We start from the raw sequence: 25,037 nt of genomic DNA, 5'->3' as shown, positions 1-25,037 counted from the left end.
GGTGATCCAACTATCCGGTAATTCCGGATGGTTCACATGTTCGGTTATTCCGAACAACTCATTTTGAAGATCGCTTAGGCGGTCTTTTTTCGTATAAGAGAGGTAGTTATGAGTAATCAAAATTTAGAAGTATCAATTAGTATATTGTCAGCGCAAGTCGAGCAACAAGGGCAACAAATAACAGAGTTACAAAAACAGCTCGCTGATATGCAAAAGGCAACGAGCTGCGATTTAAATATACTAAGCACGCGAATTACTGCAGTCGAAAGCTTTAGCCGTTAGTACAGTTAGCAAAGCTATTCTTTGCGTGTTGTATAGCTAATTTTTCAATATCTCTTAATGTTAAATTCTCTACAACTTTACCTGTGACATCTATTGTGAAATGGTGGATCGATCCATCCGAACCTCGTAAGGCAATATCTAATGTGTTCTTATCATTAGCTCGGTCCATGCCTGAAACATGAATTAAATTAAATTGCATAAAATTCCTCACACCGAAGTGAATCAGCCAATCCTTCGGCAAGTTTCTCTGGGCTGACTCATCAGTTTAACTTAAGTTTCATATTTTCACGTTTAACTCACTCACATTAATCATCAACGGACACTCCGTAGGGGGTGTATATGCGCATGGAAAAATTGACCAATGCTACCTACGGAACAGCTGGCTTAACTGCCTTTTTTGCAAGTCTCTCACTTTATGAATGGGGATTTGTAATAGGGATGGGATTCAGCATGCTCCTTGGATTAGCAACTTATTTTATGACACAGCGAGAACAGCGGAAACGAACAGCGCTATTTGCTGAATTAGTTCATCGAAATTGTTCTAGTGATCCGCAAGACATAGAAAAGATAGTTGGCGAGATGCTGACTAAAGCTAAAAAGGACATTTAATGAATCTAAAACAGAAGGTAGCTGCAGTTGCGAGTGCAGGTGCGGTAAGTATTGCGATAACAGTAATTGGTTACTTTGAAGGTGTGCGTTATGAACCTTACCGCGATGTTGCCGGAGTTCTGACGGTTTGTTATGGACACACAGGGAGTGACATCATTCAAGGCAAGACATACACACAGCAAGAGTGTGATGAATTACTGCAGAAAGACTTTATTAGAACGCAACAACAAGTTGATGTCCTGGTTAAAGTTCCATTGGATGATAAAACAAAAGCTTCTCTATATTCCTTCGCATTCAATGTCGGCACTTCAGCTTTTGCACGTTCTACATTGCTAAAGAAATTAAACGCAGGTGATCAGTATGGCGCTTGTGAAGAAATGAAGCGCTGGGTTTATGCGGGCGGAAAGGTTTGGCGAGGGTTAGTCAGTCGTAGAGATGCGGAGTCAGCACTATGTCATGGAAATCTTTAATTGTCGTTATCAGCTTTATCCTCGTATTACTCATTACGGTCGCTGGTGGTGTTTATCTCTCAATTGATAATTCATGTGTTAACGATAAAACCAGTTTAGAAAAGCGCTGTCAGATAGCTCTCTCACATCATCGGTACTAATTATGAAATACTGGAAAATTTACATTGTCATTGTGATGGTGGGTATTGTTGCTGGTGGTTGCGTGCTGATTAATGCACAAGCTAAAAGAATTAACACGCTGACAGATAACAATAAAAAACTTACCGCCACACTTGAAGAGCAGAAGGCTATCAATACTGACTATCAAGTACGTATAGAGCGACTCAATCAGCTTGATATAAGGCACACACAGGAGCTTGTTAATGCAAAGAATGAAATCAACACTCTTCGTGATGCTGTTAACTCTGGTAATAAGCGGGTGTACGTCAAAGCCGAGTGTCCAGCAGTCACCAAGAATTCCACCGAAAGCAGAAGCAATGAAACCACCGCACGACTTAACAAAGCAGTTGAACAAGATTATTTACGTCTCAGAGAAATGATAGTCGAGAACGAGCAGCAAACTTTGTATTTACAGGATTACATTAGAACGGAGTGTACTCAATGAATGAAGATAAAGAAGTGTTAGCCTCAAAAATAGAATCATTCATGAAAGAGAGCGAGCCTCTCGAGTACAAATATGATTCAGCGGGTAGTAAATACGCGCATTATTTTTCATTGAAACTTGCAGAGCATCTATTACAAGAAAGCAATACGGGAAATTGAAGTAAGTAGATAAAAATAACCCTGTGAGTTTGGGCTCCCACAGGGCGGTTAAAATGAAGCAAAAAAGAATAAAATACTTAATGAGTATACAACTATTTTTAAAAATAAAAAGCGCCCCAAAAGGAGCGCAAAGTAAAGTAAAGTAAAGCAAATGGAGCTTAATTAGATATCAACACGGGGTTGATTGAGATTTAAGTATAATTACTTGTACATAAACTTACAAATATAACCCATCTATTATTGAATAAATCAAATAGATTTCCATGCATTATTAATGCGTCGCATTGTCGCTGTCTCCTATGTTAGCCATGACCTGCATTACCTCACAGTGAGCGCATAGTGAGAATCAAAAACAATGAATCCACTCAGTTCTAGTACGGGTAGCAACGTCAGCTATGAGAGAAGAAACGGCGTGACTATGGAGAGACATAATTAATTCTACAAACGTCATTCACTGAGTGGCGTTGATAGAGTTTATATAGATAGCCATCAGTTAATCGCTGGTGGCTTTTTTATTGGAGAACACAATGTCAGATAACACTATTCAATTAAAAGTCTCAGTAGATACAAGTGAGTTAGATAAGCTAGAAGAGCAACTCACCCACATTAAACAGTTGATGCAAGATGTGGGTATCAAGGTCAGCATTAAACCAGAACAACGCAACGATTTATTTATTGCAGCTCTAGGCAAGTGTTCCATTAAAGATGCTGTCATTGGTTCACCAAAGATTAAATTTAATGCATCAGGTGATGCGTTATTTAGTGGTGTGCTTGCTATTGGTGAAGTAGAGCAGGATATCAATGCTCTGCTGGCAGATTTACGCATGAAAGCCAACGAACAAGATATTGCTATCACTGAGTTAAAAAGAGCAATGGAAACTCAGCATCAAGCGTGGGCACAAGCTGTGAGTGATCTAAATAACCAAACGTGGTGTAGTCAGAAGTAAAGGTGAAAATACCCTATGTTCAATAAAGGGTATTATCCTCCTCTTTAAAATGGCAGATATCTGACCTTTAAATTATAGGAGATAACATGCCTCCTCGAATACCAAGAGCGTGTCGCAAACAGGGATGCGCCAAGACAACAACAGAACGTAATGGTTACTGCGAAGATCATCAGAACCTAGGATGGGAAACCCACCAGCAAGGCAAGAACCGTCATCAACGTGGCTACGGTACCAGATGGGATAAGTTACGAGCACGTATACTCAAACGTGATAAGTATTTGTGTCAGGAATGCTTAAGAGTAGGACGAGCAACTGAAGCGAAAACAGTCGACCATATCATTGCTAAGGCACATGGGGGTACCGATGCAGAAGATAATCTGCAGTCGCTATGCATTCAATGTCATAGAACTAAGACAGCGAAAGAAAGAATTTAGGTAAACTCATAACGCATTGATATATAACAAATATATAAAGTTATAAAAATATTTAATTTCATGTTGAAACTATAACATATGGGGAGGAGGGGAGGGTCAAATCTCTACCACTTTCGCCTTATAGGACTGCCCCCTTAAGTCAATTTTTATACCCGCGAAAAATGAAATTAAAACTGGCTAATTGTTTAGCCATATTTATGCATCGGATCCTGAATTATTTGGAGGTTTATTTATGGCTGGCACTCCGGGCAAATCTGGTCGTCGCCCGAAGCCTACCGCCAGAAAAGAATTGGCCGGTAATCCGGGGAAACGAGCGCTCAATAAAGACGAGCCGGTATTCACACCATTAAAAGGTGTGACGCCACCAGATTGGTTTACCGAAAACAAACTAGAGCTTGCTGTTGTTATGTGGGAAGTCACAATCAAGGAGCTTTGTGGTCAAGGCATATTATGTATTACTGATCTCGCTGTGCTTGAACGTTGGTGTGTCGCCTATCATATTTGGCGTAATGCGGTAATTGCGATCATGCGTGATGGTACTCGCTTAATTGGCGCCACGGGAGGGCCAATAAAAAATCCTGATTTAACGACAAAAAAAGAACAAGAAAGTGAAATGGATCGTACGGGCGCAATGCTGGGTTTAGATCCGAGTAGTCGTCAGCGATTAATTGGTCTTGCGGGGCAAAAAAAGCAAGATAACCCCTTTATGAGGATTATTTCATCATGAGCCGTAAATCTTACCCGAACGTCAATGCGGCAAATCAATATGCGCGTGATGTGGTGCGTGGCAAGATTGTGGCATGTCAGTATGTGATTGATGCCTGCCAGCGACATATTGATGATATGGCGCAAGAGAAATCGCGAAAATTTCGCTATCGATTTGATAAGGATTTAGCAGAGCAAGCTGCAAAGTTTATTCAGTTATTGCCCCACACCAAAGGTGAGTGGGCATTTAAACGAATGCCTATTACGCTTGAACCTTGGCAGCTATTTATCGTTTGTAGTGCATTTGGGTGGGTTCAAAAAGGAACAAAACTTCGTCGCTTTCGTGAAGTGTATACCGAAATTCCGCGTAAAAATGGGAAATCAGCTATTTCCGCAGGCGTTGCGCTGTATTGCTTTACTTGTGATAACGAATTTGGTGCGGAGGTTTATTCTGGTGCTACGACAGAAAAACAAGCATGGGAAGTATTTAGACCAGCTAAGTTGATGTGTAAGCGCACTCCGTTGTTAACCGAGGCATTTGGCATTGAAGTTAATGCAAAAAACATGAATCGCCCTGAAGATGGGGCGCGTTTTGAACCGCTGATTGGTGACCCAGGTGATGGTCAATCTCCACATTGTGCAATTGTGGATGAATACCATGAGCATGATACTGACTCCCTTTACACAACGATGCTAACAGGAATGGGTGCTAGACGTCAGCCGTTGATGTGGGCTATCACAACAGCGGGTTATAATATCGAAGGACCATGTTACGATAAGCGCCGTGAAGTGATCGAAATGCTCAATGGAACAGTGCCTAATGATGAATTATTTGGTGTCATTTATACCGTTGATGAAAAAGATGATTGGACTGATCCGAATACACTGAAGAAAGCTAATCCCAATATGGGGGTTTCTGTTTATAGTGAGTTTCTTATTAGTCAGCAAAATAGAGCTAAAAACAACCCTCGATTAGCCAGTATTTTCAAAACTAAACATTTAAATATCTGGGTTTCTGCTCGTTCGGCTTTCTTTAACATGTTGAGTTGGCGAGCGTGTGAGGATAAAACACTCACGTTAGAGATGTTTGAAGGTCAGTCTTGCTATCAAAGTCTTGACTTAGCTAGAAAAATAGATATGAATTCGCGGGTAAAGTTGTTTACTCGTGAAATAGAAGGCAAGCGTCATTATTACTGCATTTCACCTAGTTTTTATGTGCCTTACAATGCAGTTTTTAGTGCTGATATTGAAAATCAGCGTACTGCAGAACGATTTAAAAAATGGGTAGAAACAAAACATTTAACCCTCACTGATGGTGCGGAGATTGATTACCGCGTTATTTTGGAAGATGCAATAGCAGATAATCTCAATACACCCATTAGTGAAAGCCCAATTGATCCTCATGGAGCAACTAACTTATCGCATCATTTAGCCGATGAGGGGCTAAACCCTATCACAATCGTTCAAAACTACACAAATATGTCAGATCCAATGAAAGAGCTTGAAGCTGCAATTGCTTCTGGGCGCTTTCATCATGATGGTAATCCGATTATGACATGGTGTATGGGGAATGTGGTTGGTAAATATCTACCAGGTAATGACGATGTGGTGAGGCCCATTAAAGAGCAGAACGAGAACAAAATTGACGGTGCAGTTGCATTAATTATGGCAATTGGGCGAGCAATGCTACATGAAGAGCGTGACTTCCTTTCCTCTTTAGATCCTAACGAAGACCTTTTATTCCTATGAAAAACTTATTACTTGATATCACTGCACTGGCTGGTGTTGGTGCGGTTATGGCGGGGTGTTATCTAAAATATGGTGTTGCTAACACGCTGATTATCGGTGGTTGCATTGCAATAACTTATGCCTTGGCGGTAGCTATGAGGGGGAAACGTGTTAATTGATGCTCTATTTCGCAACGACTCACCCAGTTTAGAGAACCCTAACACACCTATTACGGCTGACTCTATTGATAATGACGGATTATTTACGGCTGATGTATATGTTAGCCCTGAAACATCCATGAAATTAGCCGCCGTTTACGCTTGTATTTATGTGCTTTCATCGTCTATTGCCCAGATGCCACTGCATGTAATGCGAAAGTCGGGTAATAGGGTAGAAACTGCGCGTGATCATCCTTTGTTTTATTTAGTTCATGATGAGCCTAACGAGTGGCAAACCAGTTATAAGTGGCGCGAAACAAAAGAGCGTCATGTGTTGGGTTGGGGAAATGGTTATACCCAAGTTATTCGTAACCGAAAAGGCGAGGTGACAAATTTAGAAGCTTGTATGCCGTGGGAAACGACACTGCTTAATACTGGTGGTCGATACACTTACGGTGTTTATAACGAATTGGGTAACTTTGCTATTAGCCCCGATGACATGATCCATATTCGGTCGTTAGGGAATAATCAAAGAATGGGGATCAGCCCAATCATTCAACATGCGGAAACCATCGGCATGGGTATGTCCGGGCAGAAATACACAAGTTCGTTTTTCGGTGGTAATGCTCGTCCGGCAGGTATCGTCTCAGTGAAGGGTGATTTACAGAAAGACGGCTGGGAGCGACTGAAAGATATGTGGCAAAAAGCTTCCCGAATGTTACGAAGTCAAGAAAATAAAACCATGCTTTTACCTGCCGATCTGGATTACAAGGCGCTGACGGTTTCTCCTGTTGATGCTCAATTGATTGATATGTTGAAACTTAATCGCTCAATGATTGCAGGGATCTTCAATGTACCAGCTCACATGATTAACGACCTCGAAAAAGCCACTTTCTCAAACATCTCAGAACAATCCATTCAGTTTGTACGGCATACCATCATGCCGTGGGTGGTGAACTGGGAACAGGAATTAAATCGACGCTTATTTACTCGACAAGAGCGAACCGCCGGCTTTTATGTGCGATTTAATTTAGCGGGTTTATTACGTGGAACACCAAAGGAACGTGCTGATTTCTACCACTTTGCGATTACAGATGGTTGGATGAGCCGTAATGAGGCGCGTGCCTTTGAGGACATGAATCCTGTCGATGGTCTTGATGAAATGTTAGTGAGTGTCAATGCCTCCAAGCCAGCAGGGGGAAAAGCAGAAGAACAAAAAGGGGATAACGATGAGCAGTGAAAAAGAAACACGATGTTATGTCGGTGAGGTTCGGGCAGAGGCGGGAGAGGAAAATAAGCCGACACATATCGTGGGTTTAGGCTCTGTTTTCGATTCCCGATCTGAGCTGATTTATGGGTTCCGTGAAATCATTAAGCCAGGCGCATTTGATGATGTACTCAATGATGATGTGCGCGGGTTATTTAATCACGATCCAAATTATATTTTAGGGCGAACCACAGCAGGAACCTTGTCGCTTAGCGTCAATGAACGTGGGCTTGTTTACGATATTACGGCACCTGATACACAAACCATTCGTGATTTAGTGTTGGCACCGATGCAACGTGGCGATATCAATCAAAGTTCTTTTGCCTTTCGTGTCGCGCGGGATGGTGAAGACTGGTACCAAGATGATGAGGGAGTCGTGATCCGTGAAATAACACGATTTTCTCGACTCTATGATGTCAGCCCTGTCACCTATCCGGCGTATCAAGATGCAGACTCTGCGGTTCGCTCAATGAATGCATGGAAAGAAGCCAGAGACAGTGGCGATCTCCAAAAAGCAATTAACCAAAAATTGGCGCGTGAGCGTCTTATGACTTTACTCAATGCATAAGGTAATACTATGACTATGAAGCTTCATGAATTAAAACAAAAACGTAACACTATCGCGATTGATATGCGCGCCATTCACGAAAAAGTGGGTGATGGTGTGATGACTGAAGAGCAACGCACTCAATGGAATAAAGCGCAAACTGAACTTGAAAATTTAGATGCTCAGATTCAGCGTGAAGAGCAACTACGCTCATTAGATCAAGATTTGGTTGATGACAAAGAGAAAGAACAGCGTGGTCAACAACCGAATAACCCTGAAACAGAGCAAGCAGAGCGTCGCAACCAAGCGTTTGATCGCTTCCTGCGCTGTGGTTTTGGTGAACTTACTGCTGAAGAGCGTCAAGCGGTAAAAGAGATCCGCGCTCAAGGTACCTCACCTGATGAAAAAGGGGGTTACACTGTTCCTACTCAGATGTTAAATAAGATTGTTGATCAAATGAAAGCCTATGGTGGTATCGCAAGTGTGGCTCAAATTTTATCAACTGCCACCGGTCAAGATATTACGTGGTCAACATCTGATGGTACTAATGAAGAAGGTGAATTACTGGGCGAAAATACCGCAGCAGGTGAGCAAGATGTTGAGTTTGGCACCGCCATTTTAGGAGCCAAAAAATTAACATCGAAAATCATCCGTGTATCCAATGAGCTACTGCAAGATAGTGGTGTGGATATTCAAGCGTATCTGGCTTCACGTATTGCTCAACGCATTGGTCGTGGTGAAGCAAAATACTTAATTAAAGGTACTGGCACAGGAACACCTCAACAACCTTCAGGTTTGGAAACTGCGGTGACAGGCACGGTTGAGGCATCAGGTGCGTCATTAAACTGGAAAGATATTGCCGAATTAGAGCATGCGATTGATCCTGCTTACCGCAATAGCCCTAAATTCCGTCTTGCCTTTAATGATGATACGTTGAAAAATCTAAAATTAATGGAAGATGCGCAAAAACGCCCTTTATGGCTTCCGTCTATTTCAGGTGTTGCACCAGCACAAATTTTAGGTATGCAATATGTTGTTGATCAGGCTATCGACAAAATGGAAGCGGGTAAAAAATTCATCTTCTGTGGTGACTTTGACCGCTTCATTTTACGCCGTGTTACCTACATGACGTTAAAACGTTTGGTTGAGCGTTATGCTGATTATGACCAGACCGCATTCTTAGCCTTCCATCGTTTTGACTGCGTACTTGAAGACACTTCTGCAATTAAAGCGCTGGTGGGTAAAGGTGCTGGTGGCACTAAATAAACATTAGCGATATGTAAACCAGTCACCGCTTAATTGCGGTTTTTTTGTGCCTGCGATCTGTGTAGGTCGCAGGTATCGGGGGATTTATGCCACTACCCACACTAGAAAAATTAAAGCAGCAATGTCGATTGGATGAGGGTGATACCTTAGAAGATGAATTGCTAAAAACTTATCTGATGGCAGCAAAGCAACGAGCTGAAGGGTATATCAATCGACATCTCTATGAAAAGGATATTCCAGAGGAAGATCCTGACGGTTTATTAATCACTGATGATATTGAGTTAGCTCTTATGCTGGCCGTTGGTAATTTCTATGAAAATAGAGAAACAGCCATATTACCAGCAGGATTTAAATTGCTACTCGATCCCTATCGTCATATTAATCTGTGAGGAATGATGAAAGCCGGTGAACTCAATAAACGCATTTCTCTTTCCGATTATGTCAACGAACGTGACGATCTTGGGAGTGAAAAAGTCGTTTTAAAAAAAGTCGCAGAGGTATGGGCTAAAGCCGAATCAATGTCGAACCGTAAAATTCGCACCGCTGACCAAGATCAGGTAATTGAGACCTATCATTTCACTATTCGTCCTCGTTCTGATGTTGATATGGGGTGGCTGGTTGGCTATCAGGGGCGATTATTTACCGTTCGGGCTGTTGATCGCAATCAGTCAGATAGAGCCATTATTACTACGGAGGCGAATATCCAACATGATAGAAGCTGATATTAAAGCCGATTTGGAACGTATTACGGGGTTGTTAGTTTATCCGTTAAAACTCCCCTCCGATAAATTAGAAGGGGTCATCTATCAACGGATTAGTGACCCAAAGATAGACTCTGGATTAGCCCGCACATCACTGGTTCAAGCTCGTTTTCAAATCGTTATTCAAATATCTGATGACTACCCAAAAGCCTTAAAGCTGGAATCGACTCTCTGTCGTGAGTGGGAGGCTATTCAACACGGTTATATTGGCAACCATCCTGTTCAAACTGTTCAGCGAGGTAACTTTCTGCAGGACATGATTGAGCAAACGGAAAATCGTAAAATCTACCGCATTTATCGTGATTTTATTATCACTTATCCCGAGGATGCAACGTGATAACCAACCTTAGCGTGACAGGGTTGGATGAATTAGGTCGGAAATTAAAGCAGTTAGAAGTTGAGTTAAAAACCAAGATATTACGCGATGCAGGGCGAGAAGCCATGCAAGTCGTGAAAGATGATATGGAAGCCCATGCAGGGTTTGATGCGAAAAGCACAGAGCCTCATATGCGAGACAATATCACCATCAAAACGACACGAGTAAAAAACACGAATGGGGCTGTCATGGTCACCGTGGGACCGACAAAACCTCATTATATGAAAGCTCGCGCTCAAGAGTTCGGCACCATCAAGCAAGTTGCCAGTCCTTTTATTCGTCCAGCCCTCGATTATAACCAACGTGCGGTGCTCAATACCTTAACTGAGCATATTCGCCATGCCCTTTCTTTATATACTTAGGAGTAAAAATAATGGCAGATCAAAAAACATCGCCAGAATACGCCATGCTTCCCGCGGGCACTATTGTGAAATTTGGTAAAGCGGGTGATACCGTTGAACAAATGAAGCCACTGGTTAACTGTAAGGCATTAGGTGCCACAGGACAATCAGGGAGCTTTGTTGACGTCACGACACTCATCGATAAAAACAAACAATTTATCTCTGATTTACCGGAAGGACCTGAAAAGTCGTTAGGCTTTATTGACGACCCTGAAAATGAAAACTTTGTTGCGTTCTTGAATGCAGCAGAAAAGCGTGAAACGGTGCAGTTCTATTGTGAGCTTCCTAATAAACGTACCGCAACGATGATCCTTTCATTATCAGGTTGGGAACTAAATGACATCTCAGCACCAGCTAACGAGGCCATTCAAATTACCGTTAAAGGTAAACAAAATAACCTAGTTTGGGGCACTTCCACCGCAACGCCACCAACAGAAGGGAATGATTAATGAAAGGATTAAAAGCGTCTTTACTTACCGCAAAACCTCAAATTATTGAAGTCGATATTCTATGTGGAGTAAAGGTAAACATTCGTCGCATGACGGCTAACGAGTTGATGCAACTTGAAATGGATGTATCTGAGCTGAATCAACATGGAAAATTTCGCGAATCATCATTAAAAAATGTCAGCATGCTACTGAATTGTCTTGTTGATGATGAAGGTAAACCGATAAGTAAATCGTTACTACCCAAACCAGAAGAGCTGGTTAACGTTCACGATAATGCGATCCTTATTGAAGCGATTGATATCGTCAAAAAACACTCTGTTGGTACGTTAGAAGAGGCAAAAAAAAACTAACGGATAGTCCGTTACTTTATTTTGCCTATCAACTTTCCCAAGAGTTGGGGGAAATTGATCCTTATCGTGTCCTCAATTTGCCTGCCAATACACTACTTGGTTGGCAGGCTTATTTTGCGCTTAAATCAGAAAAATCAGGTGTCATACCACCATCAAACACCCCCTCTACTGAACATCAACCAACAAACACCTCTAAATCTGTTGAACAGCAATGTTCTGACGTAATGAAAATGATAGGAAGATAAAGATTATGGCCACTAATTTAGCCGATTTACGGGTTGGGTTATTGCTGAATGATGCCAGTTTTAGAAGCAATATATCCGGTGCATTAAATCATGCAGGGCGAGAAACAGAGCGTTTTTCCAATAAAGCAAAGCGTGAAACAAAAGTAGTTGCAGATGGATTTTATTCGATCGGCCATCAGGTGACAAATGTCGCAGGAAGGCTGGCGATGTTGGGCGGGGTAAGCCTATCAATTGGTAGCATTTTAAATATTTCTCGTAAGTATGGTCAGGCACTTTCTGATCTGAGTGCGATTACAGGTTCTTCGATTGAGCGCATGAAAGAGTACAGAGATGCATCTTTGGAAATGGGGAGAACTACGGAGTTTGGTGCGATAAAAGTCGCGGATGCGATGAAACTCATTGCGTCAGCAAAACCGTCATTACTGCAGACAGCAGGTGCCTTAGAAGAGGTAACGGCTAAATCAATTACGTTAGCACAGGCTTCAGGTGTTGAGTTGGCTGATGCGGCGAAATCTCTTACATTAAGCCTTAATCAGTTTAGTGAATCTGCAGTTTCTTCAGAGCGTTATATTAATGTGCTAGCAGCAGGAGCTAAATACGGTGCCTCGGAAGTTAATGAAACAGCTCAAGCGATTAAGAATGCAGGAACCATAGCATCTCAATCTGGTGTTTCATTTGAGCAACTCAATGCTTCTATTCAAGTTTTAGCTGGAAAAGGAATTAAGGCAGAAACGGCAGGAACCATGCTACGTAATGTCTTTTTAGCATTAGAGCGTTCAGCAGATAAAAACTTGCGTCCATCTGTTGTTGGCCTAGCCACAGCATTAGAGAACCTCGACAAGAAAAACTATTCTACTACTGCATCAACAAAGATATTTGGTCGCGCCAATGTCAGTGCGGGTACTATTTTGGTTAAAAATAGAGATCAACTTGTGGATTTAACCAAGGCGTTGACTGACACAGAAACAGCATATGAACAGGCAAGTAAGCGCGCTGATAATTTAAATGGTGATTTAGAATTAATGGCAACTGCATTTGAAGGTATTGCTCTTGCTGTGGGTTCAAGTGCTGATGGTCCTCTACGAACAGGGGTACAAAATGTTACTTCAGCAGTAAATACATTAACGAATAATTTTTCTATTTTAGCTGATGTAGCTACTTATGCTGTTTTACCTGTCATTGGCGCACGAATGACTAGAGGGCTTCAAGACCAAACCAAAGAATGGGTAAAAAATGAAGCCGCAGTAAGAAATAGTGTAAAACAGACTAGAATTTCGGCACAAGCTACGATTGATTCGGCAAAAGCAATGCGAGAGCAAGCTCAACAAGAGGCTAGAAGGCTAGGAACCCAATCTGTATTGAATAGACAGCACGGTATTACAGCGAGTTATCAAAAGGAATATTTAGCACTAAATCGTCAAATAAGAGAGGCAGATCGCTTAGAAAGCGCTGGTAAAAATCAATTAGCAGCGGCAAACAGTCGTGTTTCTTATAGTCAAAGGGCATTGCGTGCATCGAGTATGGCATTGAAGGGAGTTTTTTCCTCGCTAGGGGGGCCTGTTGGCGCTGCGATGCTTGCCGGTTCAGCGATTTATTATTTTCGCAATAAAGCAGTCGAGGCAAGAAATAGCGCCCTTAATTTGAAAGATGCAATAGTTGAAACAACAGAAGCATTAATGTTGTTATCTCGAAAGCAATTAAATTTGAAACTAATTAATACACAAGATGAACTACAAAGCATTGTTGTTGAAAGAAATAAAATGGTTAAAGAGCTTAATGATGCTAGAAGTCAGGCCTTTGACCAAAAAGAAATGCCATGGACTAAAGATTTACCTTTTGCCACGGATTGGGAGAAGGAGGCAACAAGATTAGAAGCAAGTGTTGAAACTGTTAACGAAAATATAAAAATAACTGAAGCTAAAATTAATAATATTATTGATGCCACAACCCGCCTAGATAAGGGAGAAAAGCCACCGGAACCGAAGGAAGATAAATCTATTGGTGATGGAGGAAGTGGCGGCGGGGATAATGATTTAACTTCAGATTCTAAAAAGAAAGTTAGTCAATACCACCAATTACGTATGCAAATAGAACAAGAGCATGCAACGAGCTTGGAGCGCATATCATTAAGCGAATCGGAAACAATGCGCAAGCTCCAAGAAAACTTAAAAGCTGGTGGTATGAAGCAGGAAGAGTATGAACGATTAAAAACACTCAATGCTGAAAATCATATGAAACAACGTGCAGAGTTGGCGGAAAAATACTCTCCCATGCGCGCATCGATTCGCAATGAACAAGAGATGACAAAAGAGCTTAAATCACTCTTTGATCAGCAGTTATTAACTGAAAAAGAATATCAGTATGCACGGCGCCAAATGGCACAAGATACGACAAAGTATCGATTATCAGAGCAAGCAAAAGGTATTTCTCTCCCTAATATCAGCATTCTTGGCGAAATAGATCCCATTATTCAACTCAGAAACCAATTGGAAGAACAAAAGGCGCTTTATCAGGCTTACTATGAGGATGGTTTAGTTAGCAAAGAACGCTATGAACAGTTAGTTATTGCGGCTACAAATAAGTCAAAAGAAGCACAATATCAATCAAGCAAAGAGCTGTATGCCTCCCAAGGTATGTGGCAGCGTATGCAAATGAATTTAGTTGATGCTGTTGAACAACGAACCGCTAATGCAATGACAGGCATGTTGATGGGAACGAAGTCCTTTTCAGAGGGCATTAAAGAATTTTCTTCATCATTAGCCAGTTCAATTATTTCTGATCTTATTCGTATTGCAATTCAAGCTCAAATTACCAATGCATTGACGGGATTAATAGGCGGTTTTGCTGGTGGCAGTAGCGGTGCAGCAAGTGGCGCTAAAGCGGGTAAGGTAGGTGTAAAAGCGAACGCCAAAGGGGATGTTTACCGCTCACCAAGCCTCAGCCAATATAGCAATCAGGTGGTTAGTTCACCGACATTATTTGCTTTTGCAAAAGGTGGTACGCCTAATCTTGGCTTGATGGGGGAAGCTGGAAGCGAGGCGATCATGCCTTTAAAACGCGGACCTGATGGATCTTTAGGCGTTAGAGCAACGGGTACTAATTCCATCTCTTCAGGTGACACTATTATTCACCAAACATTTCACGTAACAGGTAATGGCGATGAAGCGCTTTATCAGGCTATACAGGAAGCAGCAAGAATGGGGGCAGAACAAGGTGCATCAAAAGCTAAATCTGACATTATGCGAGACTTTCAAACCAATGGAACGTTAAGAAGGAATCTACGATAAATGGCAACGATATTATCGTGGCCACAATTCATCGTGCCAGCCACATTAAGCTGGCAACTTGTGAGTAACAGTAAAACCTTTACATCAACCTTTACGGGAAGTGTGCAAACAGTGCGCTTCCCCGGCTCGCGTTGGCGTTGCAGTATGTCATTTAATAATTTGACTGATGAGCAAGCAAGGGTTTTAGAGGCGTTTGTTGCCGAGTTAGATGGTGAAAGTGGTCGAGTGAAAATTAGTGATTGGGCGCGCTCTGGTTTAACTCAGCGTGGTAAACCTAAAGTTAGTCAACCCAATCAATCTGGAAAATTATTAGAAACTAAGGATTGGTTACCTAATAGTATTGTGCTACGGATCGGTGACTATATCACCGTTAATAATGAATTAAAGCGAGTGACAGCTAATGTGATCAGTGATGCGCAAGGAAATGCAACAATTTCTATTGCCCCTATATTACGTTATGCACCGGCAGTAAATGATTTGATAGAAAATGAAGCGCCATACGGTATTTTTAAACTAACCAGTAACGATCAAGGTAATTTCCAGCGTAAACCGGGCATCCTCACAAGCACTTCTTTGTCATTCGAGGAGGCATTAACATGAAATATCATCCCTTTAGTAATGACATGGTTAAGGCAATTAACGAGGGGTATTATTTGGTTGTTGCCTCTCGTTTAGATCTCAAATCAGGTGTTGTAAGAGCACATACTGGTGTGGGCAATATCATTATTGCAGGTGAAGTTTATCAAGGTGTAGGGCAATTTGGTGCCATTGAGTCTGTGGGTGAAAATATGACCACTAGCCCACAACAACTTATTATGAAATTGTCAGGATTCGATTCATCCTTGATTGGCGAAGTGATGAACGAGCGGGTTCGTGGGCGAAATGCACAATTGATGTTAGTTGCATTAAATGAAGAAGGGAAACCTGCGCTTGCAGAAGTTTTATTTGCAGGACAAATATCCACAATCGGTGTGACAACAGGTGAAGAAAATGAAATTGCGGTCACTGTTTCAAACCGTTTCGAACGATGGTCTTATGGGTTACCCGACAGATTTACTGATGAATCATGGTCTAAACGTAAAAATGGAGATAGGATATTTCGTTATGTGGCGCAGATGGCTGATCGGGCTATTTATTGGGGCAGCAAGAAAAATGCACCTGCGTTTATTTATAAATAGATATAAATCGGTGATTCTATGGCGGAACGTTATAATTTATATGAGGACATACTTTATTTTTTAATTAGCAAGGAAAAAATAAAACCAAAGGAGTTGTTGTTATCATTTAATATCGATATAAATGAGGCTAACGCAATATTTCTTTCTATGATTAAGAATGGATTAGCCACTGCTACCCTTGGTGATGATAGTGAAATTATCTATCATATAAAGACTAAGAATTTAGAAAAATTCCTCTTCGAAAAAGGTAAACTTCCTATAGAAATAAATGACAATAAGATTATAAGCCAAGAAGGAAAAGTAGAACCAATTAATAACTATATATATCTATTTGTTTTTATTCTTATTGCTGGTCCTCTGTTTTATTTGTTTTTAACTTATTTTTCTGGTGATGAAAAAAAGGGAATTGATTATTGTAATAGTGAAGAAAGAGCTTATTTGGCATCCAATAGTATAATCAAAAGAACATTAAAATCACCAACCACTGCAAAGTTTCCTCATTATTCTGAAGTGGATATTGCAATCGCAGGGAAATGTTCATTTCAGATTGATTCTTACGTAGACTCTCAAAATGGTTTTGGAGCAATGATAAGAAGTTATTATGTTACCGTGGTTACTTATGATGAGAAAACAGAGTCGTATATACAGAAATCGCTAAAATTTAAATGATATATTTATATTTTCATTAACCCGCTTCGGCGGGTTTTTTATTGTCTGGAGAAAACCATGAGACACCCGCAATGGACCACTCGCCTTCCTGAAACTTTAAAGAATGCCATAAATCGCCCTTTTGTATGGGGGGAGCATGATTGCTGTTTGTTTGCATCTGATTGCATCATTGCTGTTTGCGATTTCGATCCCTGCGAAAGCATTCGTGGGCGTTACAAAACAAAAACAGGTGCATTCAGAGTATTACAAAAAGAGTTTGGGACATTGGACGGCGCTGTGAGCCGTTTTTTTGATGAAATCCCAACAAACGAAGCAAGCCGTGGCGACATTGTGATGTTTGAAGGGGATGAAGGAAAAACATTAGGCATTTTGTGGGCTGGCAAACTATGGGCAGTTTCAACGGATGGAGTTCGCGCTGTGAGCAATAAACCAATTAAAGCATGGAGAGTACAATAAATGGGTAAGACAGTCACAAGCGTTGTCTCTGCTGGTTTAATGATAGCAGGGGTTATTGCCACAGGTGGTTTGGGTACCGCATTGATTGTTGCTGGTATTGCTGTTCAAGCAGCGAGTGCGTTTATCTTTAAAGATAAAGTACCCGGCTCAGGTTATCGGGATCAGTCCGAACGTAAACAGATGTTGCGTTCAGCATCAGCACCAGAAACCGTGGTTGTAGGTAAAACAATGATGTCAGGTTTGCTTTTCTTTGCTGAAGAAGAGGAAGGCGAGCAAGACGAAAACGAAGAACTTTATATGGCTTTAGCCATAGCATCCCACCCTATCCATAAATTAGGTCAAATTTATTTCAATGATGACAAAATTGAAGATTTAGGCGACAACGCACAATACGAATTTCATAACAGTAGAACTGAGGCGGATCCATACCTATTAAAACATGCCCCTTCATGGAAAGAGGATATGATTGGTCGAGGGCTTGCATGGTTACGCTTAACATTACGCTTTGATCAAGAAAAATTCCCTTATGGTGTTCCTAACGTTAAAAGTGAACTATGGGGAAAAGAAATTTACGATCCCCGCACCGAAAAAATAGCGTGGTCCAATAATGGTGCCTTGGTCATATTAGATTACTATCGCCATTACTTAGGTGTTCCAGACTCCGATATTGATTGGGATGCATTTAAAAGTGCAGCAGATATTTGTGATGAAACCGTACAAACGCCAGATGGAAAAAGTGAGCCTAGATACACCTTAAATGGCGCTTATGAACTTGAAGAAAGTCCTGCCTCTGTATTAGAGATGATGCATAAATGTATTGCTGGAGAGCCCACTTATATAGCGGGTAAGCATGGCATTATGATGCAAGTCTATAATGGGCCAGCACTACTGACGATTGATGAGTCACAAATTATCGATACAGTGACGGTGACACCCGAACTTTCATTACGTGATGCAACTAATGCGATTTATGGCACTTTTGTTGACGCAGAACAACAGTATAACAAAACCGATTTTGAGCCAGTGGTTATTGATGAATGGATAGAAGAAGATGGCTTAGAAATTAAAGAAAATATGGACTATCGTTTTGTTACTAGCCCATACCAAGCCAATCGACTAGCCAATCTCTATTTACGTAAAAAACGCGCAGGTCGTCGTATTCAATTGCGCATGAATTTAGATGGTTATACTTATCGCCCTGGTGATGTTGTAAAACTCGAATTACCTTCGCTGGGGATTAGCGATTTAGAATTTCGCATTGCTGATTGGAAATTTCACCCATCAGAGGGGGTAGAGATTACTCTCGAAGAAGATGGTCCTTATATCTATGAAGACTTAGCCAGTAAACCTTTTGTTAGACCTCCATTCACTAAACTACCCACTGGTGGCGTACCAGCACCGATCAATCTGGCTTTTGTTCCTCTTGCTGTCACCGATATCGTTCAAGGTTACATATCATGGCAGAACGTGGCATCTGATATTCGCTATAACACGGTTAATATTCTCCAGAATGGCAAGGTTATACAGTCTATTCAGGTACCGGGTGAGCGTGTTGATATTAACGGTTTAGCGAGAGGTACTTATCGTGTCGAAGTGAGAGCTATTAATGTTGCTGGCGCTATGTCTGCACCGGCTATCAGTGATTTTGCAATTCAAGCACCTCCGTCACCAATCGGTGTTGAAATAACGCCAGGTATGTTTAGTTTAACGGCGTCACCTAAACAGGGTGATAGTGCTGTTTTTGGTTATACCTTTGAGTTTTGGTTTAGTGAGAAAAAACTCGCTAATCTCTCTGAAAATGAAGTGATCACCAAAACAAACAAAGTTGGTCAAGGAAATTTCTGGACGCAAGAGAATTTAAAAGCTGGCCACACTTACTATTTCTATATCCGAACGATCAATAGTTATGGTAAATCTGCATTTGTAGAAGCTTCAGGTATTCCAGTTTCATTGCCAGACGACATATTTGATGATTTAGATAACACGGTTAGAGAAACGGATGCGTTTAAAGAGCTGGATAATAAGCTTGATTGGAATGCTGAGACCGCAATTATTTTAAGTAACGCAAGTCATCGTAATTTCAGGCAGTTGCTAATAAAACATGCTGAATCTCAAGCTGGCATTAGTGAGCTATGGCAAGCTAATGCAACTCAAGAGGAAGCATGGGCACAGGAAGTTAAAGAAATTTACTCCGCTGTTGGTGATAACACGTCTGCAATTAAAGAGACTCAAACGTCAATTACCAAGCTTGACGAGGCTTTTGGTCAGCGATTTACTGAAATTCGTACGGAAATGGATAAGGCTCAAGCCGATATCGTTTCAAACTCTACTGCCATCTCTAACACAGATAAGGCTTTTGCTGAAAACAAAACGCAAGTTCAAGCTAAGCTTGATGAACAGGAAGGTTTGATTCAGGAGAAGATGCAAGCCACATTCAATCAATCTGGCGACGGCGTTGTCACGCATTCCATTAATATCACAATTGTTCATAACAAAGTTAAATATAACGCAGCAGGACAGGTTATTAGCGCTCAAGTCAAGAATGGAAAATTGGAATCATTCTTTGGTTATAACGCGAATAACTTTGCTTGGTATAACCCAAGTAACGGCAAGATGGAATTATTCATGTATGCCAAAAATGGACAATTCTTTATTAAAGAAGCGTTTTTAGATCAAGCGAATGTTCGTGAAATGGTGTTATCTGAAGCCATTAAATCCAAGAATTACGAATTAGGTAAGACGGGATTTAATATTGATGCCAATACCGGTAATGCTGAATTTAATAATGCAATATTCAGAGGGACGATTGACGGCGCTGATGGTAATTTCAATGGGACGGTTAAGGTTGGAAAGTTAATAGGAAATATTGTTTCAATTTCTGATGAGATTTATATAAATGACAAATGGAAAGGTGATGGAATAAAAGAGTTGTTTAAATTTAAACAACGAGACACTTCATGTTATTTGTGGGTGAGCGGATCACTACATCAAGAAGATTATATCCCCGATTGGTTTGGAACAAAAACACCGAACAGAGCATTAATGGGATATATGGCTCCCTATATGGGAGATGGGAGAGGTGTTGCCGAGATTTATGTTGATGGGGTTTTTAATACAAAAACTGTCTCTGTTTGGTCAGGGAATCCATCAAATCAAAGAAAAGATGAATATGTTTGCAACGAATTTGTCGTAAAAATTCCGGCAGGAAAGGGAATTAGTAGTGTTGGTATAAAAATACCTTATGTGACTGGAGGGAATGCGGGGGAATGGACAGAGTTTATCCTAAGAGGAAGAGTTTTTGCATTTCCTGATTCAAGCGAAGAATTTCTAATTAATTAAGCTAGGAAATAAATCATGATATACACAACAGGCACTGTTAATACAGTGTCAGGGTCTGCTATTGTCAAAGGCACTGGCACTAAATTTAAAAATAATAATCCAGCTATTAATATCGGAATGACTATTTTAATTAAATCGGGAACAACAAATATTCCGTATATGATTAAATCTGTTAATTCCGACACTGAATTAGTATTAGCACAACCCGCATTAGCCACAGCAACGAATACAACATTCTCAATTCATATTACTGAGCCAGATAATAATAGTGATGCAGCAAGAACAATGGTCGCTATTAATAGTTATGTTGAGTATTTCCTTGATGCAATGAACACATGGATGACTCAAACGGGCCAGACAAAAATTGAGATGCCAAATGGTGAGATTGTTACGCTAGATAGTATTAATAAGATGCAGGGGGATATTAGTGGAAAGTTGGATAAAATAGGCGGTGTGATTACCGGCAATTTAACAACATCAGCTAATTTATCACTAGCTAACGCTGGTGCTGATAAGGCTGTGCTGAAGCGAAATAAAGACCAGGCGGCATGGCTAGCATTTTTATCGGATAGTGGGGTTATTCGTTGGCGAGCAGGAATGAGTACAGAAGGGGATAATGATAAGTTTAAGATAGCAGGTTGGTCTAGTGGCGGTGGAACCTATGTTAATGCGCTGGATATCAGCTATGGCGGTTCTATTGTTTTAACTGAATCATCTTGCTTAATAAATGGTAAGCCAGCGATGAGAAGCGGCGATTTTGGTTGGGGAGGTTCTGAGACACCATCAACAAACATTTCAGAAGCTGAGCTTCGTGCTGTATTAATGAATAGAAATACAGTTACGCAAATTATCAGAAATGAGCAAACAACAAAGTATGGACTCGGTGGTTCACCAATCGCTTATTTTAAATCAAAAGATACCTATCAGGCCTTAGTGTCTTCTTGGAATGGTGGTTCATGTCGAGTTGTTGCGGGCAATGCGACATCTGAATATGTTCATAATTTATGGACTGACAGGAATACAACGGTAGATAGTAACGGGCTTATTAAGCGAGCCTCTCCAATCATCGACATCAATCCCGACGGCACATTCAACACTAACGATGAATCAGAAGGCGCTACGGTTACTCGAGTAGCTCAAGGTGAGTATCTCATTGAAGGAGTTCTTGGGTTTAACGCTGACGCAGGCTGGGGTGGTATCGATGGTGGTATTGAAATTCCACTCGATGTCAATAAACAGCCACTTATTCGGGTAGACTCTGAAGTTAACAAAGACGGTTCTATTCTCGTTAAAACTTATCACCGCACTCATCCTAATGCACCTAAGTTCGCTCGTAATGATATTGATGGTTACAACGACGGTGATCCGATTGATATTCCATCCGATCGTTTTATTTCAGTGCGTGTACAGATGCCAGAGCAATCAATCTATAACGTGAGAATGCGTGAGATGGAAGAGGTGCAGAAAGTGGAAGAGGAACGCAGACAAAAGGAAGAGGAGATGAAAGAGAAATTTGGGTTAGGTAAGAATGACGTATTACTTTAATAATCAGGACACCAATAGCGCACCAGAAATTGATAACTGATTGATTATATAACTCGGTCGGTTCCATCGAGCATCGGCGCAACAGAGAAGCGGTTCAAATTATATTTTTTTGAATTGCTATTAATATCATGATTTTCTGTTGATTTATTGAGTTCTATATTTTCTGACATGTTGTAATTCTTTCGTCTATTTAGGCGTTGATTATCTCTAATTTATAAAGGAGATAAAATGAGCGCGCATTATAGCATAGAGGATAGCTTACACATGCAGGATCTGATGCTAGGATGTATTTATAAAGCTGAAGATAAGTGATCATAAACGATAAAATAGGAAAACATAATGCCAACAGAAAAAAGAGTATTACCTTATTTCAAATATCATCCAGACCCGATAAAGACAGAGGCTTTTATTACAGGTGATATCGTTGTATGTGATTGTTGTGGAAAGGAAACTGATATCTATTATGGTAGCCCTTTCTATTCAGTAGAAGATATTGATGCATTATGCCCTTGGTGTATTGCTGATGGTTCGGCAAGTGAAAAATTTGATGGTAACTTTCAAGATATTGAAAGCATTGAAGGCAAAGAAGTTCTCTATGACGAAGAAGGGAAGTATTGTGGTTCGATTTTACCTCCTATAGATAAAAACAAACTCGATGAATTAACAAAACGGACGCCTGGTTATCATGGCTGGCAACAAGAGCATTGGCTAATACATTGCGATGAACCTTGTGCCTTTATTGATTATGTAGAATGGGGCGATATCAAAGATAAATTAGAACAATTTGCTTCTTTAGAACAAGATATTCAAGACGTTGGTTTTGAACTTTCTGATTTATCAGAGCGTTTATGGGATGATGGTGGATGCCAAGGTTATTTATTTAAATGTTGCTGCTGTGGAAAACTACGCCTACATATTGATTTTAGTTAATAAACATTATTTAAATGATATTAAGTCTAGTTTTAGAATATAGACTTAATATTTATTTTTACAAAATATCCTATTTGTATTGTCTCTATTAAAAATGGAAATAGTCACCACTCAAGATTTTACGCTATAAAGCAAAAAAATAAAAAGAGGAGTGTTGAATATGAACATTAAAAGAAAGATCCTTATAAAATTAAATAATCTTGATTGTGATAATAAAAAACTGTCATTTTCTAATTCCCATGGAATGTATCATCCTATTTTAAATAATATCCCTTTAATTCCAGTAATGTCATTTACTCATCAATTACCGCCCCAAAATTATATTGATTCTGTTTCAATAAACTTTAATGATCTAAATAAATATTATTATCTTAATTTACCAGAGGAGTATCATTATTCTTTAGATGAAGTGATTAATGAATTACAACAACATCCTGATATTGAATATGTACAAGCGGTACCGATACAACCTATTGAACCTCCTAATGTTACACCTAACTTAACTCAATATCAGCAATACTTAAATACACCAGAAAAAACGATAAATATTAATAAAGTTACAGGACTAGGAATTAGCGAAGCATGGAAACAAGAAGCATATGGGCAAGGAATACAAGTTGCTGATATTGAATGGGATTTTAATCTTTCTCACCATGATTTATCAACGGATAATATTACATCATTATTACCATTTAATGAAAGAACGGGACAGGCCGATCATGGAACGGCGGTTGCGGGATTAATTATGGGAAAAAATGATGGCAAAGGGATCACTGGACTTGCTTATAAATTAGACATGTTCTATGCCATTTCTGAATTAACTTGTGGACGTATTGATGCAATCATTGCCAGTAAACGCATATTACATGCGGGTGATATTGTTTTATATGAAATGCAGACAATTTGTGAACATCAAGCTTACGTACCCGCAGATTATGAAATGCATATTTGGGAAGCGACTCGCGCATTAACAGATGCGGGAATTATTGTGATTATGGCCGCAGGAAATGGGGGAGTCGATCTGGATTCACCGGCTTATGACAGTTATCGACAACGCCATGATAATAACTCAATACGTGTTGGTGCAGGTTCGCCTTATACATTAAACCGATTGCCTTTCTCAACGCATGGTTCACCTATTCATGTACAAGCGTGGGGAGAGGATGTTGCAACAGCGGGCTATGGCGATCTCTTTCGAAGTGATGATAATCATACTTATACGGCTAATTTTAGTGGAACATCGTCAGCTAGTGCGTTAGTTGCGGGAGCCGTTGCAGTGATCCAATCTTGGTATAAAGACCATACAAATAGTGTGTTAACGCCGATACAAATGCGTGACTTATTAATAAAAACAGGCACTTTTCCACTGATAAATGAAAAAATTGGTCCTTTACCTAATGTGGATAATGCAATTCTGTATTTAAAAAAATTAATAAAACGTCATTAAGTTTAATCGTATTAATACCTTTAACACCTTCTAAATATTAGGAGGTGTTATTTAAATTTTATCTCTATGATAGATAAGGTTTTTATCATTAAAATAAAATGGAAATGTAAAAATAAGCATAATTTAACTTCTTTTTTGTATGAAAAAATGGCTATAAAATGGCGTTGAAAATAAACGAGCTAATAAGTTTTTATTGGAAAATAAGGCAATTAGACAACTTCTAAGAGAAAAATTATTTAATCATAAACTTAATCGATTTTTATGATTTATATGAATTAATAGCCTTTTGATTTCATTGCATTTTTAATATAAATTATCAAGGGCGTGGTTTATGATGAAAAACTTAAATATGAATAGTTTTTCATTGTTTATGCGCCTTTTTGCTTTCAATTTCACGCCACTGCGTTTATTATTTTCCGCTTGTACTAT

30 protein-coding genes are annotated in these 25,037 nt (G+C 40.1%); 29 read left to right on the top strand and 1 reads right to left on the bottom strand.

Going from position 1 to position 25,037, the window contains the following annotated elements; all coding sequences use genetic code 11:
* Window positions 1-108: 108 nt before the first annotated feature.
* A complete protein-coding gene (locus SB028_RS17490; protein ID WP_318859688.1) occupies window positions 109-282 on the top strand; it encodes a hypothetical protein in 174 nt (57 codons plus the stop codon).
* On the opposite strand, the gene SB028_RS17485 is transcribed toward SB028_RS17490, so the two are convergent.
* The gene (locus SB028_RS17485; RefSeq protein ID WP_290013701.1) at window positions 272-451 is read right to left on the bottom strand and encodes a hypothetical protein; all 180 of its coding nucleotides are present in this window, start codon (window positions 449-451) and stop codon (window positions 272-274) included. The genes SB028_RS17490 and SB028_RS17485 overlap by 11 nt on opposite strands.
* Window positions 452-621: 170 nt before the next feature.
* On the opposite strand from SB028_RS17485, the gene SB028_RS17480 reads away from it, so the two are divergent.
* From SB028_RS17480 to SB028_RS17345, 28 genes are all read left to right on the top strand, one after another.
* Window positions 622-891 carry a bacteriophage protein gene (locus SB028_RS17480; protein ID WP_036904926.1) on the top strand — a complete coding sequence of 90 codons (270 nt, stop codon included), beginning with the start codon at window positions 622-624 and terminating at the stop codon, window positions 889-891.
* Window positions 891-1,361 (top strand): lysozyme, encoded by a 471-nt coding sequence (locus SB028_RS17475; protein WP_318859687.1) that lies wholly within the window; start codon window positions 891-893, stop codon window positions 1,359-1,361. The genes SB028_RS17480 and SB028_RS17475 overlap by 1 nt, the downstream gene beginning before the upstream one ends.
* Entirely contained in the window at window positions 1,343-1,501 is a 159-nt protein-coding gene (locus SB028_RS17470; RefSeq protein WP_318859686.1) for a hypothetical protein, read from the top strand. Before SB028_RS17475 ends, SB028_RS17470 begins: the two co-directional genes overlap by 19 nt.
* Window positions 1,502-1,503: 2 nt before the next feature.
* A complete protein-coding gene (locus tag SB028_RS17465) occupies window positions 1,504-1,965 on the top strand; it encodes a lysis protein (protein WP_318859685.1) in 462 nt (153 codons plus the stop codon).
* A complete protein-coding gene (locus SB028_RS17460; protein ID WP_318859684.1) occupies window positions 1,962-2,123 on the top strand; it encodes a hypothetical protein in 162 nt (53 codons plus the stop codon). Before SB028_RS17465 ends, SB028_RS17460 begins: the two co-directional genes overlap by 4 nt.
* 527 nt (window positions 2,124-2,650) lie before the next feature.
* Entirely contained in the window at window positions 2,651-3,070 is a 420-nt protein-coding gene (locus SB028_RS17455) for a hypothetical protein (RefSeq protein ID WP_318859683.1), read from the top strand.
* A gap of 86 nt (window positions 3,071-3,156) precedes the next feature.
* Window positions 3,157-3,504: an HNH endonuclease gene (locus SB028_RS17450; RefSeq protein ID WP_318859682.1), complete on the top strand. Its 348-nt coding sequence runs from the start codon at window positions 3,157-3,159 to the stop codon at window positions 3,502-3,504.
* Window positions 3,505-3,736: 232 nt separating this feature from the next.
* Entirely contained in the window at window positions 3,737-4,231 is a 495-nt protein-coding gene (locus SB028_RS17445) for a phage terminase small subunit P27 family (protein ID WP_161706117.1), read from the top strand.
* A complete protein-coding gene (locus SB028_RS17440) occupies window positions 4,228-5,958 on the top strand; it encodes a terminase large subunit (RefSeq protein WP_252957043.1) in 1,731 nt (576 codons plus the stop codon). The genes SB028_RS17445 and SB028_RS17440 overlap by 4 nt, the downstream gene beginning before the upstream one ends.
* Window positions 5,955-6,116 carry a hypothetical protein gene (locus tag SB028_RS17435; RefSeq protein ID WP_006533924.1) on the top strand — a complete coding sequence of 54 codons (162 nt, stop codon included), beginning with the start codon at window positions 5,955-5,957 and terminating at the stop codon, window positions 6,114-6,116. Before SB028_RS17440 ends, SB028_RS17435 begins: the two co-directional genes overlap by 4 nt.
* Complete coding sequence (locus SB028_RS17430; RefSeq protein WP_318859681.1) at window positions 6,106-7,335, top strand: phage portal protein; 1,230 nt, start codon at window positions 6,106-6,108, stop codon at window positions 7,333-7,335. Before SB028_RS17435 ends, SB028_RS17430 begins: the two co-directional genes overlap by 11 nt.
* Entirely contained in the window at window positions 7,325-7,930 is a 606-nt protein-coding gene (locus SB028_RS17425; RefSeq protein WP_006533922.1) for an HK97 family phage prohead protease, read from the top strand. Before SB028_RS17430 ends, SB028_RS17425 begins: the two co-directional genes overlap by 11 nt.
* 15 nt (window positions 7,931-7,945) lie before the next feature.
* Window positions 7,946-9,175 carry a phage major capsid protein gene (locus tag SB028_RS17420; protein ID WP_318860149.1) on the top strand — a complete coding sequence of 410 codons (1,230 nt, stop codon included), beginning with the start codon at window positions 7,946-7,948 and terminating at the stop codon, window positions 9,173-9,175.
* An 86-nt stretch (window positions 9,176-9,261) separates the two neighbouring features.
* Complete coding sequence (locus SB028_RS17415) at window positions 9,262-9,564, top strand: head-tail connector protein (RefSeq protein ID WP_270756004.1); 303 nt, start codon at window positions 9,262-9,264, stop codon at window positions 9,562-9,564.
* A 6-nt stretch (window positions 9,565-9,570) separates the two neighbouring features.
* Entirely contained in the window at window positions 9,571-9,897 is a 327-nt protein-coding gene (locus SB028_RS17410) for a phage head closure protein (RefSeq protein ID WP_318859680.1), read from the top strand.
* Window positions 9,884-10,273 (top strand): hypothetical protein, encoded by a 390-nt coding sequence (locus SB028_RS17405; protein WP_318859679.1) that lies wholly within the window; start codon window positions 9,884-9,886, stop codon window positions 10,271-10,273. The genes SB028_RS17410 and SB028_RS17405 overlap by 14 nt, the downstream gene beginning before the upstream one ends.
* Window positions 10,273-10,674, top strand: a complete 402-nt coding sequence (locus tag SB028_RS17400) for an HK97-gp10 family putative phage morphogenesis protein (RefSeq protein WP_318860148.1) — start codon at window positions 10,273-10,275, stop codon at window positions 10,672-10,674. The genes SB028_RS17405 and SB028_RS17400 overlap by 1 nt, the downstream gene beginning before the upstream one ends.
* 11 nt (window positions 10,675-10,685) lie before the next feature.
* Window positions 10,686-11,162, top strand: coding sequence for a phage tail protein (locus SB028_RS17395; RefSeq protein ID WP_260664448.1), 477 nt, complete (start codon window positions 10,686-10,688; stop codon window positions 11,160-11,162).
* Window positions 11,162-11,512, top strand: a complete 351-nt coding sequence (locus tag SB028_RS17390; protein ID WP_260664447.1) for a phage tail protein — start codon at window positions 11,162-11,164, stop codon at window positions 11,510-11,512. The genes SB028_RS17395 and SB028_RS17390 overlap by 1 nt, the downstream gene beginning before the upstream one ends.
* 250 nt (window positions 11,513-11,762) lie before the next feature.
* Entirely contained in the window at window positions 11,763-15,044 is a 3,282-nt protein-coding gene (locus SB028_RS17385; protein WP_260664446.1) for a phage tail tape measure protein, read from the top strand.
* Entirely contained in the window at window positions 15,045-15,644 is a 600-nt protein-coding gene (locus tag SB028_RS17380; protein ID WP_318859678.1) for a hypothetical protein, read from the top strand.
* Window positions 15,641-16,222 (top strand): hypothetical protein, encoded by a 582-nt coding sequence (locus SB028_RS17375; RefSeq protein WP_161769687.1) that lies wholly within the window; start codon window positions 15,641-15,643, stop codon window positions 16,220-16,222. Before SB028_RS17380 ends, SB028_RS17375 begins: the two co-directional genes overlap by 4 nt.
* Before the next feature lie 18 nt (window positions 16,223-16,240).
* Window positions 16,241-16,891: a hypothetical protein gene (locus tag SB028_RS17370; RefSeq protein WP_072063031.1), complete on the top strand. Its 651-nt coding sequence runs from the start codon at window positions 16,241-16,243 to the stop codon at window positions 16,889-16,891.
* A 57-nt stretch (window positions 16,892-16,948) separates the two neighbouring features.
* Window positions 16,949-17,347, top strand: a complete 399-nt coding sequence (locus SB028_RS17365) for a DUF6950 family protein (RefSeq protein WP_260664443.1) — start codon at window positions 16,949-16,951, stop codon at window positions 17,345-17,347.
* Entirely contained in the window at window positions 17,348-20,686 is a 3,339-nt protein-coding gene (locus tag SB028_RS17360) for a DUF1983 domain-containing protein (RefSeq protein ID WP_318859677.1), read from the top strand.
* Between the two features lie 15 nt (window positions 20,687-20,701).
* Window positions 20,702-22,231 (top strand): hypothetical protein, encoded by a 1,530-nt coding sequence (locus tag SB028_RS17355; protein WP_318859676.1) that lies wholly within the window; start codon window positions 20,702-20,704, stop codon window positions 22,229-22,231.
* A gap of 339 nt (window positions 22,232-22,570) precedes the next feature.
* A complete protein-coding gene (gene cbrC / locus SB028_RS17350) occupies window positions 22,571-23,161 on the top strand; it encodes a PF03691 family colicin E2 tolerance protein CbrC (protein WP_069366993.1) in 591 nt (196 codons plus the stop codon).
* 160 nt (window positions 23,162-23,321) lie between these two features.
* Window positions 23,322-24,608 carry a S8 family peptidase gene (locus SB028_RS17345; protein ID WP_069366992.1) on the top strand — a complete coding sequence of 429 codons (1,287 nt, stop codon included), beginning with the start codon at window positions 23,322-23,324 and terminating at the stop codon, window positions 24,606-24,608.
* The last annotated feature ends 429 nt before the right edge of the window (window positions 24,609-25,037 follow it).

This window comes from Proteus vulgaris (assembly GCF_033708015.1).
Classification (GTDB): Bacteria; Pseudomonadota; Gammaproteobacteria; order Enterobacterales; family Enterobacteriaceae; genus Proteus.
The sequence above is the reverse complement of the archived record's forward strand: the minus strand, read 5'-3'. Positions and strand labels throughout refer to the sequence as shown.

What these genes read in the sequence shown, in the direction of transcription:
- SB028_RS17490 (WP_318859688.1), top strand. Translation starts at nt 109, where the DNA reads ATGAGTAATCAAAATTTAGAAGTATCAATTAGTATATTGTCAGCGCAA.
- SB028_RS17485 (WP_290013701.1), bottom strand. Translation starts at nt 451, where the DNA reads ATGGACCGAGCTAATGATAAGAACACATTAGATATTGCCTTACGAGGT.
- SB028_RS17480 (WP_036904926.1), top strand. Translation starts at nt 622, where the DNA reads ATGCGCATGGAAAAATTGACCAATGCTACCTACGGAACAGCTGGCTTA.
- SB028_RS17475 (WP_318859687.1), top strand. Translation starts at nt 891, where the DNA reads ATGAATCTAAAACAGAAGGTAGCTGCAGTTGCGAGTGCAGGTGCGGTA.
- SB028_RS17470 (WP_318859686.1), top strand. Translation starts at nt 1,343, where the DNA reads ATGTCATGGAAATCTTTAATTGTCGTTATCAGCTTTATCCTCGTATTA.
- SB028_RS17465 (WP_318859685.1), top strand. Translation starts at nt 1,504, where the DNA reads ATGAAATACTGGAAAATTTACATTGTCATTGTGATGGTGGGTATTGTT.
- SB028_RS17460 (WP_318859684.1), top strand. Translation starts at nt 1,962, where the DNA reads ATGAATGAAGATAAAGAAGTGTTAGCCTCAAAAATAGAATCATTCATG.
- SB028_RS17455 (WP_318859683.1), top strand. Translation starts at nt 2,651, where the DNA reads ATGTCAGATAACACTATTCAATTAAAAGTCTCAGTAGATACAAGTGAG.
- SB028_RS17450 (WP_318859682.1), top strand. Translation starts at nt 3,157, where the DNA reads ATGCCTCCTCGAATACCAAGAGCGTGTCGCAAACAGGGATGCGCCAAG.
- SB028_RS17445 (WP_161706117.1), top strand. Translation starts at nt 3,737, where the DNA reads ATGGCTGGCACTCCGGGCAAATCTGGTCGTCGCCCGAAGCCTACCGCC.
- SB028_RS17440 (WP_252957043.1), top strand. Translation starts at nt 4,228, where the DNA reads ATGAGCCGTAAATCTTACCCGAACGTCAATGCGGCAAATCAATATGCG.
- SB028_RS17435 (WP_006533924.1), top strand. Translation starts at nt 5,955, where the DNA reads ATGAAAAACTTATTACTTGATATCACTGCACTGGCTGGTGTTGGTGCG.
- SB028_RS17425 (WP_006533922.1), top strand. Translation starts at nt 7,325, where the DNA reads ATGAGCAGTGAAAAAGAAACACGATGTTATGTCGGTGAGGTTCGGGCA.
- SB028_RS17420 (WP_318860149.1), top strand. Translation starts at nt 7,946, where the DNA reads ATGAAGCTTCATGAATTAAAACAAAAACGTAACACTATCGCGATTGAT.
- SB028_RS17415 (WP_270756004.1), top strand. Translation starts at nt 9,262, where the DNA reads ATGCCACTACCCACACTAGAAAAATTAAAGCAGCAATGTCGATTGGAT.
- SB028_RS17410 (WP_318859680.1), top strand. Translation starts at nt 9,571, where the DNA reads ATGAAAGCCGGTGAACTCAATAAACGCATTTCTCTTTCCGATTATGTC.
- SB028_RS17405 (WP_318859679.1), top strand. Translation starts at nt 9,884, where the DNA reads ATGATAGAAGCTGATATTAAAGCCGATTTGGAACGTATTACGGGGTTG.
- SB028_RS17395 (WP_260664448.1), top strand. Translation starts at nt 10,686, where the DNA reads ATGGCAGATCAAAAAACATCGCCAGAATACGCCATGCTTCCCGCGGGC.
- SB028_RS17390 (WP_260664447.1), top strand. Translation starts at nt 11,162, where the DNA reads ATGAAAGGATTAAAAGCGTCTTTACTTACCGCAAAACCTCAAATTATT.
- SB028_RS17385 (WP_260664446.1), top strand. Translation starts at nt 11,763, where the DNA reads ATGGCCACTAATTTAGCCGATTTACGGGTTGGGTTATTGCTGAATGAT.
- SB028_RS17380 (WP_318859678.1), top strand. Translation starts at nt 15,045, where the DNA reads ATGGCAACGATATTATCGTGGCCACAATTCATCGTGCCAGCCACATTA.
- SB028_RS17375 (WP_161769687.1), top strand. Translation starts at nt 15,641, where the DNA reads ATGAAATATCATCCCTTTAGTAATGACATGGTTAAGGCAATTAACGAG.
- SB028_RS17370 (WP_072063031.1), top strand. Translation starts at nt 16,241, where the DNA reads ATGGCGGAACGTTATAATTTATATGAGGACATACTTTATTTTTTAATT.
- SB028_RS17365 (WP_260664443.1), top strand. Translation starts at nt 16,949, where the DNA reads ATGAGACACCCGCAATGGACCACTCGCCTTCCTGAAACTTTAAAGAAT.
- SB028_RS17360 (WP_318859677.1), top strand. Translation starts at nt 17,348, where the DNA reads ATGGGTAAGACAGTCACAAGCGTTGTCTCTGCTGGTTTAATGATAGCA.
- SB028_RS17355 (WP_318859676.1), top strand. Translation starts at nt 20,702, where the DNA reads ATGATATACACAACAGGCACTGTTAATACAGTGTCAGGGTCTGCTATT.
- cbrC (WP_069366993.1), top strand. Translation starts at nt 22,571, where the DNA reads ATGCCAACAGAAAAAAGAGTATTACCTTATTTCAAATATCATCCAGAC.
- SB028_RS17345 (WP_069366992.1), top strand. Translation starts at nt 23,322, where the DNA reads ATGAACATTAAAAGAAAGATCCTTATAAAATTAAATAATCTTGATTGT.